11 protein-coding genes are annotated in these 16,481 nt (G+C 73.2%); 7 read left to right on the forward strand and 4 right to left on the reverse strand.

Annotated elements, in window-relative coordinates:
• Positions 1–162: 162 nt before the first annotated feature.
• A complete protein-coding gene (locus J8M51_RS11805; protein ID WP_086753876.1) occupies positions 163–1,755 on the forward strand; it encodes an APC family permease in 1,593 nt (530 codons plus the stop codon).
• Positions 1,756–1,863: 108 nt separating this feature from the next.
• Entirely contained in the window at positions 1,864–3,414 is a 1,551-nt protein-coding gene (locus J8M51_RS11810; RefSeq protein WP_086753878.1) for a GMC family oxidoreductase, read from the forward strand.
• 72 nt (positions 3,415–3,486) lie between these two features.
• Here the strand turns inward: J8M51_RS11810 and J8M51_RS11815 are convergent, their stop codons facing one another.
• From J8M51_RS11815 to J8M51_RS11830, 4 genes are all read right to left on the reverse strand, one after another.
• Complete coding sequence (locus J8M51_RS11815; protein WP_086753880.1) at positions 3,487–8,256, reverse strand: hypothetical protein; 4,770 nt, start codon at positions 8,254–8,256, stop codon at positions 3,487–3,489.
• Positions 8,257–8,401: 145 nt separating this feature from the next.
• Entirely contained in the window at positions 8,402–9,280 is an 879-nt protein-coding gene (locus tag J8M51_RS11820) for a hypothetical protein (RefSeq protein ID WP_216589060.1), read from the reverse strand.
• A 160-nt stretch (positions 9,281–9,440) separates the two neighbouring features.
• The gene (locus J8M51_RS11825) at positions 9,441–10,964 is read right to left on the reverse strand and encodes a hypothetical protein (RefSeq protein ID WP_086756610.1); all 1,524 of its coding nucleotides are present in this window, start codon (positions 10,962–10,964) and stop codon (positions 9,441–9,443) included.
• A gap of 121 nt (positions 10,965–11,085) precedes the next feature.
• Complete coding sequence (locus J8M51_RS11830) at positions 11,086–11,781, reverse strand: GntR family transcriptional regulator (RefSeq protein ID WP_216589059.1); 696 nt, start codon at positions 11,779–11,781, stop codon at positions 11,086–11,088.
• A 166-nt stretch (positions 11,782–11,947) separates the two neighbouring features.
• Here J8M51_RS11830 and J8M51_RS11835 point away from each other — a divergent pair, with 166 nt between their 5' ends.
• The 5 genes from J8M51_RS11835 to J8M51_RS11855 all read left to right on the forward strand — a co-directional run bounded on the left by J8M51_RS11835 (position 11,948) and on the right by J8M51_RS11855 (position 16,461).
• The gene (locus tag J8M51_RS11835; RefSeq protein ID WP_267299152.1) at positions 11,948–13,267 is read left to right on the forward strand and encodes an MFS transporter; all 1,320 of its coding nucleotides are present in this window, start codon (positions 11,948–11,950) and stop codon (positions 13,265–13,267) included.
• Entirely contained in the window at positions 13,264–14,160 is an 897-nt protein-coding gene (locus tag J8M51_RS11840; RefSeq protein ID WP_086761805.1) for a putative hydro-lyase, read from the forward strand. Before J8M51_RS11835 ends, J8M51_RS11840 begins: the two co-directional genes overlap by 4 nt.
• 65 nt (positions 14,161–14,225) lie before the next feature.
• Positions 14,226–14,984: a LamB/YcsF family protein gene (locus J8M51_RS11845; RefSeq protein ID WP_086761803.1), complete on the forward strand. Its 759-nt coding sequence runs from the start codon at positions 14,226–14,228 to the stop codon at positions 14,982–14,984.
• On the forward strand, positions 14,981–15,592 hold the full coding sequence (locus J8M51_RS11850) for a 5-oxoprolinase subunit B family protein (protein ID WP_086761801.1): 612 nt from the start codon (positions 14,981–14,983) through the stop codon (positions 15,590–15,592). Before J8M51_RS11845 ends, J8M51_RS11850 begins: the two co-directional genes overlap by 4 nt.
• The gene (locus J8M51_RS11855; RefSeq protein WP_086761799.1) at positions 15,589–16,461 is read left to right on the forward strand and encodes a 5-oxoprolinase subunit C family protein; all 873 of its coding nucleotides are present in this window, start codon (positions 15,589–15,591) and stop codon (positions 16,459–16,461) included. The genes J8M51_RS11850 and J8M51_RS11855 overlap by 4 nt, the downstream gene beginning before the upstream one ends.
• Positions 16,462–16,481: the final 20 nt, after the last annotated feature.

Genomic DNA, 16,481 nt, shown 5'->3' on the forward strand with positions numbered 1-16,481 from the left:
GAGGCGTAGTCCTGTCTCCCTCACCGTTCTCGGCACCTCGTCACGTACTTCGTCACGACAGCACGTCACGGCAGCACGTCACGGCGCCCGCATCCGGCACCCGCATCCGGCACCCGCAAGAGCCGCTCCCCCTCCTCCCCCAGGCCCACCAGGAGTCCGCTCATGACGACCATCGAGCAACCACCCACCGGCCCGAAGAACACCTCCGACGACACCGAACTCACCGAGTTCGGGTACAAGCCCGAGCTCAAGCGCACCCTGGGCAACTTCCACACCTTCGCCGCCGGGATCAGCTACATCTCGATCCTGACCGGTACCTTCCAGCTGTTCTACTTCGGTTTCGCCAGCGGCGGCCCCGCCTACTGGTGGTCCTGGCCGATGGTGTTCGTCGGCCAGTTCATGGTCGCGCTCTGTTTCGCCGAGCTGGCGGCCCGCTACCCGGTCGCGGGCTCGGTCTACAACTGGTCGAAGAAGATAGGCAATCCGCATCTGGGCTGGCTCGCCGGCTGGATGATGCTGATCGCCTCCATCGTGTCGATCGCGGCGGTCGCGCTGGCGTACCAGCTGACGCTGCCCCAGATCTCCGACGTGTTCCAGATCGTCGGGGACGGCACCGGCAAGTACGACGTGGCGACCAACGCGGTCGTCCTGGCCGCGGTGTTGATCCTGTTCACGACGGTGGTGAACGCCTTCGGCGTCAAGCTGATGGCCCGGATCAACACGGCGGGCGTGTTCATCGAGCTGATCGCCACCGTCGTCCTGATCGTGCTGTTCGCCGTCCACATCACCCGCGGTCCCCAGGTGGTCATGGACACGAACGGCACCGGCGACGCCTACGGCAACGGATACCTGGGCGCGTTCCTGGTGGCCTCGCTGGCGTCCGCGTACGTCATGTACGGCTTCGACACGGCCGCCTCGCTCGGTGAGGAGTCGCTGGACCCGACCCGGAACGCGCCGCGCGCGATCATCCGGGCGATCGTCGCCTCGTTCGTCCTCGGCGGGCTGATCCTGCTGCTGGCGCTGATGAGCGTCTCCAGCCTGAAGGGCGAGCAGTTGTCCACGGACGGACTGCAGTACGTCGTGCTCAATGTGCTCGGCCCGACGGCCGGCAAGGCGATGCTGTGGTGCGTGCTGATCGCGGTCACCGTCTGCGCCCTCGCCGTGCACACCGCCGCGGTCCGGCTGGCGTTCGCGATGGCCCGTGACAACAACCTGCCCGCCTCCTCGAAGCTGGCCAAGTGCCACCCGAAGTTCCAGACGCCGGTGCTGCCGACCGTGATCATCGGGGTGCTGGCCCTGTCGATCCTCGTGGTCAACATCCGCCAGCCGCAGATCTTCACCGTGGTGACCAGTATCGGCATCATCATGATCTACCTGGCCTATCTGGGCGTCACCGTGCCGATGCTGGTGGCACGGCTGCGCGGCAAGTGGCAGCCCGCGGGGGACGGCCGGTTCTCACTGGGCCGCTGGGGTCTGCCCGTGAACATCCTCGCCGTGCTCTGGGGCGGGGGCATGACCCTGAACCTGATCTGGCCGCGGGCCGCGGTCTACAACGCCGCCGCCCCCTTCCACTGGTATCTGCAGTGGGGCGCGGTCCTCTTCGTCGGGATCATCGCCGGCGGTGGCTTCGCCTACTACTGGTTCATCCAGCGGCACAAGACCGGGGTGCTCGCCGAGCACCGCGTGGCCGTCGAGGACGGGACCGTACCGCCCGCGCCGCCCGCCGCTCCCCTCACCTCCCCGGCGGCCGACTGAGAGCCGGCCCCCGGGCACCGACCCGGCACAGCAGCAGCTCGACAGCACCGCGGGTACAGCACCGCGGGTACAGCACAGCCAGTACAGCGCACAGGAGGTCAACTCCCCATGAATGCAGATGAGTTCGACTATGTCGTGGTCGGCGGCGGAACCGCGGGGAACGTGGTCGCGGCCAGACTCTCCGAGGACCCGTCGGTCACGGTCTGCGTCCTGGAGGCGGGCCCCAGCGACGTCGGCGACGACGACGTGCTGAAGCTGGAACGCTGGATGGGGCTGCTGGAGTCCGGCTACGACTGGGACTACCCGGTCGAACCGCAGGAGAGCGGCAACAGCTTCATGCGGCACGCACGGGCGAAGGTCCTCGGCGGCTGTTCGTCCCACAACTCCTGTATCGCCTTCTGGGCACCGGCGGAGGATCTCGACGACTGGGCGGCGGCGGGCTGCAAGGGCTGGTCCGCGGCCGACCTCTTCCCGCTCTACCGGCGCCTGGAGACCAACGACGCGCCCGGCGACCACCACGGCCGCACGGGTCCGGTGAAGCTGCGCACCATCAAGAGCGCGGACCCGTGCGGCGACGCCCTGCTGGAGGCCTGTGTCCAGGCGGGCATCCCGACGACGCCCTTCAACACGGGCACGACGGTGGTCCGGGGCGCCAACTGGTTCCAGATCAACTCCGACGAGAACAACATCCGGCAGTCCTCCTCGGTGGCGTACCTCCACCCGATCATGGGCCGGCGGCCCAACCTGGAGGTACGCACCGGGGTCCGCGCCAAGAAGCTGGTGCTGGAGGGGCGGCGCTGCGTCGGCGCCGAGTATCTGGACCCCGACCTCATCCACACCCGGACGGTGCGTGCCCGGCGCGAGGTGGTCGTCTCCTGCGGTGCCATCGACACCCCGAAGATCCTGATGCTCTCGGGCATCGGCCCCGCCGAACAGCTGCGCGAGGTGGGCGTGGACGTGGTCGTGGACTCGGCGGGCGTCGGGGAGAACCTCCAGGACCACCCCGAGGGCGTCGTCATGTGGGAGGCCGCCCAGCCGATGCCCACCGAGTCCAACCAGTGGTGGGAGGCGGGCATCTTCTACGACACCGAACCGGGCCTCGACCGGCCGGACCTGATGTTCCACTACGGGTCCGTCCCGTTCGACATGAACACCGCCCGGCACGGCTACCCGACCTCCGAGAACGCGTTCTGTCTGACGCCGAACGTCACCCGCGCGAAGTCCCGGGGCACCGTGCGGCTGCGCACCCGCGACTACCGGGACAAGCCGAAGGTCGACCCGCGCTACTTCACGCACGAGCACGATGTGCGCGTGATGACGTACGGTCTGCGGCTCGCCCGGCAGATCGCGGCGCAGCCCGCGCTGAGCGGCTGGGCCGGGGCCGAGCTGGCGCCCGGGCCGGACGTGCAGACCAACGAGGAGTTGCTCGACTACATCCGGAAGACCCACAACACCGTCTACCACCCCGCCTGCACGGTGAAGATGGGCGCCGACGACGATGCCTCGGCGCCGCTGGACGCGCGGCTGCGGGTGAAGGGGATCGAGGGGTTGCGGGTGGCGGACGGGTCCGTGATGCCGGATCTGGTGACCGTGAATCCGTGCATCACGACGATGATGATCGGCGAGAAGTGTGCGGATCTATTGAAGGCCGACGCCTAAGGGGTCGGGCGGCTTGTGGCGTGGGGCGACTGCGGGTCCGTTGTGGCTGGTCGCGCAGTTCCCCGCGCCCCTTCAGGGCGCGGGTGTGGTGGGCCTCTTGTACATCCTCGTCGCCGTGATCTCCGTGTGTACCGCCTCTCCCGCCCGGGGCTGCTGCGGCAGTCCCGGGCGGAGGTGTTCCTCCACGCTGATGTACTTGAGGCCCGCCCTCAGGTCGGCGTCGTTGCGCAGGCGGATGACGAGCGGGAACTCCGCCAGGGCCGTCGTGTCGAACAGGCCCGTGGTGTAGAGGAGTTGGACGCCCAGGGCGTGGGAGACCGCGCGCTGCAGCTCCAGCAGATAGGTCGCGTTGGCGCGGCCGATGGGGTTGTCGAGGAACAGGGTGCCGGCGTGGCGGTGCTTGTCCCTTCCCCGGTCGTTGCTGCGGAGCGCGGCCATCGTGCAGTACAGGGCGATGGCCGCGGTGAGCAGCTGGCCGCCGGAGAAGACGTCGCCCATCTGTCCGACCGGAACCCGCTCGGCCCTGAGCACCGCGTCCGGCTTGAGGATCTCCACGGCGACACCCTTGGGCTGGAGCGCGGCGCCGACGCCCCTGAGCAGCAGGGACATGCCGTCGCGGCGCATGTCGGAGTTCTTCTTCACCGCCGCGCGGGTCGCCTCGTCCACGACCTCGCCGAGCCGCTCGGTGAGGGTGGCCTGGTCGGGCTCCTCGAAGCGGATGCGCAGGAACTCCTGGCCGGACCACTCCCCGAGGCCCTCGGGGAGCCGGGAGAGCCGCTGGGCGGAGCGGAGGGTGGCCAGGGCGGATTCCACCAGGCCCCGCAGCCGGTCGACGATCGAGTCCCGGTTGCGCTCCAGCTGTGCCAGCTCGTCGGTGAGGACCCGGAGCCGGGGCGCGAAGGCGTCGGCCCACTTCTGGGCGTGCTCGGGCAGCGAGACCGCGGGCAGCTCGCGGATCTGCTGACGGGCGGGCGTGCGGACCTGCTCGTAGCGGGTGGAGTTGGCGTGCCGCACGAGGACGTCGCCGGCCTCGCGTACGGCGGCCTCGGCGGCGGAGAGGTCGGCGGCGCAGCCGCGCAGCGAGCGGCGGGTCTCGGCGGCGGCTCTGCGGGCCTCTTCGAGGTCACCGGGGTAGGGCTCGGGCGCTTCCGGCTCGTCGTCGGTGGAGTGGTCGCGCAGGAGGTCGCGGAGCAGGGCGGCGGTCTCGTCGAAGCCGCCGACCGCGTCCTCGGCGGCGCGGTGGGACGCCAGCAGCTCGGCGTGGGCCTCGCGGGACCGGGTCAACGCCTCTGCGCGGGAGGCGAGTTCGGTGGTGGCCGTGCGCAGCAGGGCCTGGGCGTGCTCGGCGTCGCGCGGCAGCAGCTCCTCGGGCAGCTCGGTGTGCGCCTCGCCGTCCTCGGGCGCGTGCCGCTCGGCCTCGCCGCGCAGCCGGCCCAGCTGCTCGCTCGCGGTGGACATCCGGGTTTCGAGGAGCTGGACGAGTTCCTCGGCGCGGGCCGCGGCGGCCTGCCGGGAGGGTCCGTCGGAGCCGTCGGGCGACTGCAGGAGCTGCTCGGCGCGGTTGCGGACCTTGTTGGTCAGCCGGTCCAGCTCGGCGATCGCGGCGCTCTCGTCGCTCTCGGCCCGCGCCTGCTCGGCCCGTAGATCGGCGCCGACGCCGACCTTCTCGTACACCTGGGAGGCGGCGCGGTAGGCCTCGCGGAGGGCCGCGAGAGGCTGCTTGGGCGCGTCGGAGTCCGTCTCGGGTACGTCGTCGGGGGCGCCCGCGATCTCCGCGCGCTCGGCGCGCAGCGCACGCGCCGTGCGGCGGGCGTCGTCCGCGCCGCGCTGGGTGGCCCGGCGGTCCTCGTCGGCGGCGCGGGCGCGCTCCAGACAGGACTGGGCACGGGCCTCCGACTCGGTGGCGTCGTCGGCGAGTTCACGGAGCTTGACCTGCCAGCCGGCGCGCTCGCGCAGCCGGAAGGCGAGTCCGGCGAGGGCGTCGGCCGCCCGGCGGGCCTTCTGCGCGGCCTCCTGCCGCTCGTCCCGCACCTGCGCCGCCTCGGCCGCCGCTTCCTCGGCCTCGGCCCGTACGGTCCGCGCCTCCGCGAGATCCGCCTCGGCCTCCTCCGCGAACGCGCGCGTCTGCCGCGCGTCGGCCGCCAGTTCGGTGAGCCTGCCCGCCGGGCATCCCGTGCGCCACGAGGAGAGCCGGGCCGCCAGCTCGCGGTCCTTGCCGAGCCGGGCCGCCAGCTCCCGGATCTCCTCGTCCCGCTCGCCTGCCCGGGCGCGCAGGGCCTGCCGTTCCTCGTCGGCGGCGTGCTCGTCGTGCATGGCCGGGTTCGGCGGTACGAGGAACACGTCGCCGTCGCCGGAGTCCACGGGCGGTGTCGGTGCCAGCAGTGCGGCGGCCGTGCCGACGGCCACGGCGGACCGGGGCAGCAGTGCCGCGTCGCTCAGCGCCTCTCGGGCCCGGGTGTGCGAGGCGGGGTCGGTGATGATCACACCGTCGACCAGCTCGGGGCGGGCGGCCAGGACGCGCGCGTGGTCGGCGGGGTCGACGGCCTGGGCGAGGTAGCGCCAGCCGGGGAGGGCCGGGATGCCGTGCTCGCCGAGGAACTCGACGGTCGCCAGGACATCCGGGCCCGGCGGCAGCAGGCCGCCGTCACCGAGGGCGCCCAGGATGCGGGAGTCGTCGGCCGCGGCGGTGCGCAGCTCGAAGAGGTGCCGCTCGGCGGACGACACGTTCTCGTCCAGCAGTTCGCGCAGTTCGTCGGCGAAGCGGTCCAGTTCCTCGGGGGTGAGAGGGCCGTCGGCGAGATCGAGCGCGGCGTCGTCGGCTCCGGCGGCGCGCCGGGCAGCGGCGCCGCCCGATCCACCCGGGACGGCCGGGACGCCTGGTCCGGCACCGAGGTCGGAGGCCCCTCGCGTGCCCTCGCCTGCACCGCTTCCCCCGTCGGCGGCTGTCCCACCTCGGCGGGGTCCCGGCACTCCGCCCGGCGCCGCCCTGCCGGAGGCGCCCGGCAGGCTCAGCAGCTCCGCGAGCCGCTCCTCCCCCGCCAGGCCCTCCGCCGTACGGCGTTCCCCGTCGTGGGCGCGCTCGGCGGCGACGGCCGCGTCCGCCGCGCGGGCGGCCGTCAGCTCCGCGCGAGACTCGGCCAAGGCCGCCTCCCGGGCGTGCTCGGAGGCACGGCGGGAGGCCTCGCGGGCGGTGTCCCAGACGGCGACGGCCGTCTTCTCGGCGTCGCTGGCCGCGAGGGCGGCGCGGGCCGGGTCCGCGTCGGGCGCGCTGTCGTCGAGCCAGCCGGCGCGGACGGCCTCGGCGGTCTCCTGCTCGACCTCGCCGAGCCGCTGCTTCAGATGCCCGATCTCGCTGCGGGCCCGCTGTGCCTCGGTGGCGGCGGCCGTGGAGTCACGGTGGGCGGCCTCGCCGACCTCCTGCAGCGCGGCCGACTTCTCCTCGCCCTCGTTCGCCAGTTCCTCGGCGCTCCCGGCGGCGGCGGCCAGGGCGCGGACGAGGTCGACGGCGGCCTTGGCGCGGGCGGCGAGCGCGGGGGCGGCGTCCCGTTCGGCTTCCTGGATGGCGGCGGCGACGCGCGCAACACGGTCGCCGGCGGCCCGGTGCCGGAGCACGGCCTCGGCGGCCTGCCAGGCGGAGTGCAGGGTGCGTGCGTCGGCCAGCTCCCTCTTCTGCGCGGCGGCCGACTTCTCGGCGGCGGCCAGTGCCAGCGAGGCGTGCCGGTAGGCCAGTTCGGCAGCGATCAGCGCGCTGCGGTCGCGGGCGGCCTCGGAGTGCGTGACCGCGTACGCGGCGGCGGTGACCCGCTGGGCGAGGTCGGTGCCCCGCAGCCGCTCCCGGGCGGCTCGCGCGGTCAGCCGCCGGGCCAGGGTGCGGGTGCGCCGCTCGGCGCCCGCGTGGATGTCCCGGGCTCGCGCGCGGCCCTCGGCGGCCTCGACGATCCGGCCCAGCAGGTCCACGGACCCGGCCGTGAAGTCCCGCTCGGCGATCAGCTCGGCACGCCGCCCGAGCTTGTTCCCGAACCCGCCCACGAGGTCGGCCAGTCCGTCCGTGTCACGGGTGTCGGTCACGGCCCGCAGCAGCAGGTCGGTGAAGTCGGAGTCCTTCTTCACCGCGAAGAGACCGGCGGCCTCGCCCTCGTCGGCGTTCATCTCCCGCTGGTAGCGGAAGAGCTCCGGGTCGAGGCCCAGTTCCGTGAGGTGCTCGTTCCAGCGGTCGTGGATCTCCTCCCAGTGCACTTCGAGGTGCGGATACGCCTTGCCCGCCTCGGTGAGGGCGTCCCGGAAGCCCTTCATGGTCCGTCGCCGCCCCCGCGCGCCGGACGCGCCCTCGACGGGCGGCCGTACGGCGGTGGCCTCGGCGACGGGCAGGTTGTCGAGGCTCAGTCCCGGGCCGGGCCGGAAGGAGTACCAGGCCTCGGCGAACTTCCGCGGGTCGCCCGAGACCTGGCGCCCCCGCCATTCGCTCGCCTTGCCCACGACGACGCACTCGCCGGTCAGCGTGTGCTGCCACTCCAGGGCGACATGCCCGCAGTCGTCGGCCAGCAGGAACTTCCGCAGCACACCCGAGCTGGCGCCGCCCAGGGTGTTCCGGTGGCCCGGCAGCATCACCGAGAAGATCAGCTTGAGCAGCACCGACTTGCCGCCGCCGTTCTCCAGGAACAGCACGCCCGCCGGGGCCGGCCTGCGCGGCGGCCCGGTCGGCTCCTCCTCGAAGAACTCCGCCTGCTGAGGCGCGGGGTCGGGCACGTACGCGCCCACACCCCTGAGGTCCAGCACGGTGTCGGCGTAACGCGCACCGGCCGGCCCGATGGAGTAGAGGCGGACCCGGGACAGCTCGTACATGGCGGGGGACTTTCGCGGTCGTGTCGGTGATTCGTGCGGGGCGGTGACAGGGGTGTGTGGGTGGTTCGCGTGGTTCAGACGGTCGTGGGAGCGTACGGGCGGGCGGGGCTGGCGTGGCGGTCAGGAGCCGGGGCCGCCGTGGCGGTCAGGAATGGAACGGCAGGCCCGCGTCGGCCACCAGCTCCAGGTCGTCGGAGTCCTCGGCGGGCAGCAGCGAGGCCGAGCCGTCGGTGACCGGCACGACGCCCAGCTCCAGCAGCTCGGCCATCGCGGCGCTGCCCGCCATGTCCCGCACCTGGAGCTGATAACGCGCGGTCGTGCGATACGTACCGCCGCCGTCGTCCCCGGTGCGCTGCAGGAACCCGGAGTCGGTCAGGAAGCCCACCGCCTTGCCGATGATGCCGGTGGTGGACCCGGCCAGCCGGCGCGCGTCCTTGGTGGCCCCGGTGGAGCTGCGTCTCGCCCAGATCCGCCAGGCCGACTCCAGGCCCGGCGCGTCGGTCGCGGGGTCGGTGTTCTCCCCCTGCTCCTCGGCCCGTTCCTCCAGGCGCCGGCAGGCCTGCCGGACGAAGGCGTCGACGCCGTTGACCGACACCCGGCCGATGTAGCCGTCGTCCGCGAGGTCCTCGGGCCGGGGAAACGCCATCGCGGCCACCGCGAGATGCGCCAGTCCGTGCAGGAACCGGTCCACCGAGTCCGCCGCCGTCCGCCGCGCGTAGTCCCCCATCCGCACCGCGAACACCGAGTCCTCGGCCGCGGTCACCGCCATCCCGGCCCGCGGTGACACCTCCAGCACGACCAGCCCCAGCCCAGCGGCGACGGCATCGGCGAGCCGCGCGAACCCGGGGTCCTCCCGGTACCGCCGCAGCAGCTCCCCGTACTCCTGGTCCCGGGCGGGCTGCAGCTTCGGCTGCAGCCCGAAGGCCACGAGCCGGGCGGCGTCGGCGGCATCGGCGGGAGTGAGGGCAGCGGCCACCGGAGCGGCGGCTGTCTCCGGCTCACTCCACTCGACGGTCTCGCTCACGACAAGCACTCCTCGACATCGAAACCAGGGGGGTACGGCAGCGCCCCTTCAGGGGCGCGGGGCGGTGACACGTGCGGCTCCGCCGCGTGGGCGCGACCAGCCACGACGAGCCCGCACCCGACACACGACCGACGGTTTTCCGGTTCTCCCAGCGGAGCGTTCACGCCGCCTCCCTGTCCGCCGCCATCCCCGCCGAGTCCAGCAGAGCCATCCCCACGATCAGATCCGCCCCGCCGAACTCGGGATCGTCCAGCTCCACCCCGTCGTCCACGGAGAACAGCAGCTTCCCCTCCCCCTGCCGATACGCCGTACCGACCGGCGGACTCGCCGCGTGCACGGCCAGCAGGGCGACCAGATACGGCAGTTCGGGGTCGGACCGCCGCGCCTCCGCCAACAGCCCGGACAATCGCCGGGGCGCGTCCGCCGGCAGGTCCAGCAGCACCTTGGCCGCCGCCAGCTGCTCCTCGCTGAACCGGCTGTCGTCGGGTGTGGCGATCAGATCCGGCTCCGGCATCTCCGCGCCGAGATGCTCCCGCTCCACCGGCGGTGTGAACAGCAGCTCGACCAGGTCCCCCACCCGCACGGACCCGGGCGTACGCAGCCCGGTCCCGCGGGCGAAGAACGCGTCGGTGACCCGCCGGGCCTGTTCCACGGGCAGCGGCAGCAGGGGCGCGACGAGATGCCCGTACAGGTCTATCCCGGAGGTCGTCATCGGTGTGGCGAAGGCCTGCCGGTCCTGCTCGGCGCGGAACAGGGGCCCGGCCTCCAGCAGCCGGGACTGCAGCTGGGTGTGGCGCCGGATGCAGTCCTTGACGATGTCGACCAGCTCGGCGGCGCGCCGCTTCTGCTCGGGCTCCTCGGACTCGTCCCGGGCCTTGCGGATGTTGGTGAGGATCGCGTTCTCGTGGCGGTAGCGGTCGGCGACGTGGTCGAGGGCCTCGGCGATCATGTCGGGCACGGCCTGGAGCCAGTCGACCGCGCGGACATTGCGCCGGGTCGCGTCCAGGGCCTTCCTGAGCGTCTCCGAGTACTGCACGGTGCGGTAGCGCGCCTGTTCCGCGGCGAGCTGGGCGTCGGCGAGCCGGCCCCGGCTGATCAGGACCTCCAGCTTGACCTCGGCGGCGATCTGGGCGCTGGTGACATCGGTGTCCAGGGCGCCCACCAGGACGTTGACGGCCTCGTCGGTGGTGCGGAGGTAGACACCGCCCCCGTAGCCGGGGACCTCCTCGATCAGCTTGAAGTCGTAGTCGCGGCGGACATAGGTGCCGTCGGGCGCGAAGGTCCCGTAGACGGCGCGGAAGCCGCGGTCGACACTGCCGACGTTGATCAGGTTCTCCAGGACCCAGCGGGCCACCCGCTCGTGCTCCTCGACGGGCCGCCGCGGGGCCTGGGCGGCGATGCGCGGGATGAGGCGGGCGACGATCTGGTCGTGGTCGGCGCCCGTGTCGAAGTCCATGTTCAGTGTGACCAGGTCGATGGCGGCGAGGGCGACCTCGGCCATGCCGTACACCGAGTACTCACCCGCGAGGTTCGCCTTGCGCGCGTCGAGGTCGTGCAGCGGCGCGGTGCAGGCGAGCGCGCGCAGCCGCCGCGCCAGTCCCTCGTCGGCGGCCGGGCCCGGCGCGGGGCGCGACCCCGCGCTGAACTGGGGCGGAACACTGTCCGTCGATACGGGTGAAGTCACGGTGCACAGACTAGGTCCTGGGTCTGACAACGACCCAAATCGTTCCGCCGGGCGGGGCCGGGTACGGCAGCCCCACCGGCGTCTCACCGGCGTGTGACCAGCCTCCCACCGGCGCCGGGCCTCAGATCACGTCGGCGACGCGGCGCCCGTACACCTCCACCAGGTTCTCCAGCGAGTCGTCGAGATACTCCGCCAGCATGCGCTCGGCCTCGTCCCGCTCGCCCCGCTCAAGCGTGCGCAGGATGAGGAGATTTCGCGCCAGATACGGCTCGTACAGCTTGCGTGGATTGTCCACCACGTGGAAGGCCAGCCGGAGTTCGGCGAAGACGCTGCGCATCAGCTCGTCGGTGCGGGCGCTGCCGGCGAGGGCGACGAGTTCGCGGTGGAAGTGGATGTTGGCCGTGGACACGCCTTTCCAGTCACCTTCCCCGGCCTCCCGCTGCCCCTCGGCGACGGCTTCGGCGAGCCCGTCGAGGCCGTAGGGCGGGGCCCCGAGCCCGCGGACGACGGCGCACTCGACGAGGCGGCGGGTGCGGTAGATGTCCTCGACGTCCTCGACGGTCAGCACCCGGACGAAGACACCGCGGTTGAGTTCGTGGACGAGGAGCCGCTCATGGGTGAGCAGGCGGAACGCCTCGCGCAGGGTGTTGCGGGAGACCCCGAGGGCGCCGCCGATGCTGTCCTCGGACAGCCGTGTCCCGGGCGGGAAGAAGCCCTCGGCGATCCGGCTCCGGAGGATGTCCGAAACCCGCTCGGCGGTGCTGGTGCGCCCCAGGAGCGCGCGGTCGTCGGCAAGTCCGGTCAGTTCGGCGGCCATGCCCGGAATTCAACCGCAGACCCAAGAACGAAACAACATGGGTATTGAAGGATCGTTCAACGATCCTCTACCTTGCTGGACAGGCGCCCTCCCCATGACATCCCGGCGCCCGCACGGCACGGCTCAGTCCTCACGCACCCTCCCTCTCCCCCCTCACGAGGTGCCCATGAGTACGCCCCCTCCCTCCCAGGCCCCGGCCTCCACCGCCAAGCCCGGCCCGGGCGAACCCACCGACGACGACGGCCCGTTCGGCTGGCTGCGCGCCCTCGGTCCGCGCGGGCGGCGCGCCTTCGGCGGCGCGTTCGGCGGCTACGCCCTCGATTCGTACGACTACTTCACCCTGCCGCTGAGCATGGTCGCGCTCACGGCCTACTTCGGCCTGGACAACGGCCAGACCGGGCTGTTCACCACGGTCACCCTGGTCGTCTCGGCGATCGGCGGCGCCGCCGCGGGCGTGCTCGCGGACCGGATCGGCCGGGTGAAGGCGCTGATGATCACCGTGATCACCTACGCGGTGTTCACCGTGGCCTGCGGCTTCGCGCCCAACTACGAGACCCTGCTGGTCTTCCGCGCCCTCCAGGGACTGGGCTTCGGCGGTGAGTGGGCGGTCGGCGCGATCCTGGTCGCCGAGTACGCGAGCGCCAGGCACCGGGGGCGTACGCTCGGCGCGATCCAGAGTTCCTGGGCCGTGGGCTGGGGACTCGCCGTGATCGTCTACACGATGGTCTTCTCCTTCCTCGACGACGACCTGGCCTGGCGGGTGATGTTCTGGACGGGCGCGCTGCCCGCGCTGCTCGTGATCTGGGTGCGCCGGTCGGTCGAGGACGCCCCGCAGGCCGCCGCCGCGCGCGAGAGGAGCGCCGAACGGGGCTCGTTCGCCGCGATCTTCCGGCGGGGCACGGCCACCGCGCCGGGTCTGCTGCGCACCACGGTCTTCGCGGTGCTGCTGTCCACGGGCGTCCAGGGCGGCTACTACACGCTGGCGACCTGGGTGCCCACGTATCTCAAGACCGAGCGCGGGCTGTCGGTGGTCGGCACCGGCGGCTACCTCACGTTCCTGATCTCCGGCGCCTTCATCGGCTATCTGACCGGTGGCTATCTCACCGACCGGCTGGGCCGCCGGCGGAACATCTGGCTCTTCGCCGTGCTCTCGGCGCTGTGCATCCTGGCGTACGCGAACATCCCGAGCGGCGCCGGCACCCTCCTCCTCGTGCTCGGCTTCCCGCTCGGGTTCTGCATGTCGGCGATCTTCAGCGGTTTCGGCTCGTTCCTGAGCGAGCTGTACCCGTCGGCGGTCCGGGGCACCGGGCAGGGCTTCACGTACAACACCGGGCGCGCGGTGGGCGCCGTCTTCCCCACCACAGTGGGCTTCCTGGCCGACAGCTGGGGCGTGGGCGGCGCGCTGGTCTTCGGCGCCCTCGGCTACGGCCTGGCGGCGGTGGCCCTGCTCGGCCTCCCGGAGACGCGTGGAAAGGAACTCGTATGAACGACGTGACCACGCGGGACCGCCGTCCCTCGGCCCGCACCCCGCACGAGCCTGCGACCGACCCCGCTCCGCAGGAGCCCCCGTCCGACCGCCCCGTGACCCTCGTCGACCCGCACGCGCGCGCGTGGACCCCCGAACAGGCCCGCGCCCGCTTCCGTTCGGGGGTCGCGGGCTCCACCGCCGGGGTCGCCGCCGGGCACACCCAGGCGAACCTGATCGCGGTGCCCGCCGACTGGGCCTACGACATGCTGCTGTTCTGCCAGCGCAACCCCAAGCCCTGTCCCGTGCTCGACGTCACGGACGCCGGCGCGTGGACGACCCCGCTCGCCCGGGGCGCGGACCTGCGCACCGACCTGCCCCGCTACCGGGTGTGGGAGCACGGGGAGTTGACGGCCGAGCCGACCGACGTGGTGGACGTCTGGCGGGAGGACCTGGTGTCGTTCCTGATCGGGTGCAGCTTCACCTTCGAGTGGGCGCTGACCGAGGCGGGCGTCCCGATGCGCCACATCGAGCAGGGCCGCAACGTCTCGATGTACGTCACCACCCGCCAGTGCCGTCCCGCCGGACGGATGCGCGGCCCCATGGTCGTGTCGATGCGTCCGGTGCCGCCCGGGCAGCTGGCCGCCGCGATCCGGGAGAGCGCTCTGCTCCCGGCCGTGCACGGCGGCCCGGTGCACTGCGGCGAGTCGGCGGGCCTCGGCATCGCGGACCTGTCCCGCCCCGACTTCGGCGACCCGGTGACCGCCGAGCCGGACGACATCCCGGTGTTCTGGGCCTGCGGGGTGACACCTCAGGCCGCGGTGACGGCCTCCCGCCCACCGTTCGCGATCACCCACGCCCCGGGCCGGATGTTCCTGACCGACGCCCGCGACGAGCAGTACCGCGTGCTCTGACGAGCGGGAGCACACACCGCCGCTCGGGCCACGTACCGAGACCGACAAGCAGGAGAATGGGATTCATGAGCTCCATCGATCTCAACGCCGACCTCGGCGAGGGCTTCGGCCGCTGGACGCTGACCGACGACGAGCGGCTGCTGTCCGTCGTCACCAGCGCCAACGTGGCCTGTGGCTTCCACGCCGGGGACCCGGCCACCATGCGGCGCGTCTGCGAGCTGGCGGCCGGGCGCGGGGTACGGATCGGGGCCCAGGTCTCCTACCGCGACCTGGCGGGCTTCGGGCGGCGCGCGATGGACGTGCCGCCCGCCGAACTGGCGGCCGAGGTGGCGTACCAGATCGGTGCCCTGGAGGTCTTCGCCCGCGCCGCGGGCACGCGCGTGTCGTACGTGAAACCGCACGGCGCGCTCTACAACCGGGTCGTGCACGACGAGGAACAGGCGGCGGCGGTGGTGGACGGCGTGCTCCTCGCCGACGCGACGCTCCCCGTCCTCGGCCTGCCCGGCTCGCGCTTCCTCGCGGCGGCCGCGAGGGCCGGGCTGCCCGCCGTCACCGAGGCGTTCGCGGACCGCGCCTACACGGACGGGGGCACGCTGGTGCCGCGCGGCCAGGAGGGTGCCGTGATCACGGACGCCGAGGCGGTGGTGGCCCGCTCGGTGGGTCTCGCCGGCGACGGTGTGGTCACGGCCCGCTCCGGCGCCCGTATCCCCGTCCGGGCCCGCTCCCTCTGCCTGCACGGCGACACCCCGGGCGCGGTGGAGCTGGCCCGGCGGGTGCGGACCGCGCTGACGGCGGCGGGTGTGCGCGTGGAGGCGTTCTCATGAGGGCGCTGCCGGTCGGCGACCGCGCCCTGCTGATCGAGGTGGGCACGGGCGAGGAGGCCGAGGCCCTGCACGCCGAGCTGCTGCGCCGCCGTGCGACGGGCGAGCTGGCGGCGGCCGAGATCGTCCCCGCCGCCCGTACGGTCCTGCTGGACGGCCTGGACGCCCCGTCCCGTCTCGCCGAGCGCCTCGCCCACTGGGACATCCCGCCCGTCCCCCCGCGCGCGGAGGACGTCGTCGAGATCGCCGTACGGTACGACGGCCCCGATCTGCCGGACGTCGCCGCCCACTGGGGTGTCGAGGAGGCGGAGGTGGCCCGGATCCACGCGGCGGCCGAGTACCGCGTGGCCTTCTGCGGCTTCGCCCCCGGCTTCGGCTACCTCACCGGACTGCCCCGCGAGGTCCCGCGCCGGGCGACCCCGCGCACGGCCGTCCCGGCGGGTTCGGTCGCCCTGGCCGGCCCGTACACCGGGGTGTACCCGCGCTCCTCCCCGGGCGGCTGGCAGCTGATCGGTACGACCGACGCCGTGCTGTGGGACCACGCGCGCGTGCCGGCCGCTCTGCTGGCGCCGGGCACCCGGGTCCGCTTCAAGCCCCTGGAGACCCTGTGACGGACCGTGCCCTCGTGGTGGTGCGCGCCGGAGCCCTGACCACCGTCCAGGACCGGGGCCGCCCCGGTCATGCCCATCTGGGCGTACCGCGCTCGGGAGCGCTGGACCTGCCGGCGGCGGATCTGACCAATCGTCTGGTGGGCAACCCGCCGCGGGCGGCCCTCCTGGAGACCACCCTCAACGGCTGCTCGGTCCGGCCCCGTTCGACGGTCACCGTGGCGGTCGGGGGCGCCCCCTGCCCGGTCACCGTGGACGGCCGCCCGGCGGCCTGGGGGGCACCGGTGAGGGTGCCCGGCGGGGCGCTCCTGGACGTGGGCGCGGCCCGCTCCGGCGTGCGCGGCTATGTGGCCTTCTCCGGCGGGGTGACCGTGGAACCGGTGCTCGGCAGCCGCTCCACCGACCTGCTGTCGGGGCTCGGCCCCCCACCCCTCACGGACGGCACGGTGCTCCCGCTCGGCCGCCCGGCCGGGCTCCCCGCGCGCGTGGACGTCGTCCCGCACCCGGCACCGCCCTCGGAGCTGGTGCTGCGGCTCACCCTGGGCCCCCGGGACGACTGGTTCACGGACGCGGCGCTGGACACCCTCACCAGGCGCCCCTACGCCGTCTCCTCGGCGAGCAACCGCATCGGGCTGCGTACGGAGGGGCCCGCCCTGGAGCGTTCCCGGGCGGGCGAACTCCCGAGCGAGGGCATGGTGCTGGGTGCCGTCCAGGTGCCGCCGGACGGCCGCCCGGTCGTCTTCCTCGCCGACCACCCCACCACCGGCGGCTATCCGGTGATCGCGGTGGTCCACCCCGCGGACCTGCCCGGCGCCGCGCAGGCCGCCCCGGGCACACCGGTGCGGTTCGTCGTCGTACGACACCGCCGCTGACCGGAGCCGTTCCGCCGCCG

Source organism: Streptomyces griseiscabiei, from assembly GCF_020010925.1.
Taxonomy (GTDB): Bacteria; Actinomycetota; Actinomycetes; order Streptomycetales; family Streptomycetaceae; genus Streptomyces; species Streptomyces griseiscabiei.

Bases quoted from the DNA above. Each gene is read 5' to 3' on its own strand.
- J8M51_RS11805 (WP_086753876.1), top strand. From the start codon at position 163: ATGACGACCATCGAGCAACCACCCACCGGCCCGAAGAACACCTCCGAC.
- J8M51_RS11810 (WP_086753878.1), top strand. From the start codon at position 1,864: ATGAATGCAGATGAGTTCGACTATGTCGTGGTCGGCGGCGGAACCGCG.
- J8M51_RS11815 (WP_086753880.1), bottom strand. From the start codon at position 8,256: ATGTACGAGCTGTCCCGGGTCCGCCTCTACTCCATCGGGCCGGCCGGT.
- J8M51_RS11830 (WP_216589059.1), bottom strand. From the start codon at position 11,781: ATGGCCGCCGAACTGACCGGACTTGCCGACGACCGCGCGCTCCTGGGG.
- J8M51_RS11835 (WP_267299152.1), top strand. From the start codon at position 11,948: ATGAGTACGCCCCCTCCCTCCCAGGCCCCGGCCTCCACCGCCAAGCCC.
- J8M51_RS11840 (WP_086761805.1), top strand. From the start codon at position 13,264: ATGAACGACGTGACCACGCGGGACCGCCGTCCCTCGGCCCGCACCCCG.
- J8M51_RS11845 (WP_086761803.1), top strand. From the start codon at position 14,226: ATGAGCTCCATCGATCTCAACGCCGACCTCGGCGAGGGCTTCGGCCGC.
- J8M51_RS11850 (WP_086761801.1), top strand. From the start codon at position 14,981: ATGAGGGCGCTGCCGGTCGGCGACCGCGCCCTGCTGATCGAGGTGGGC.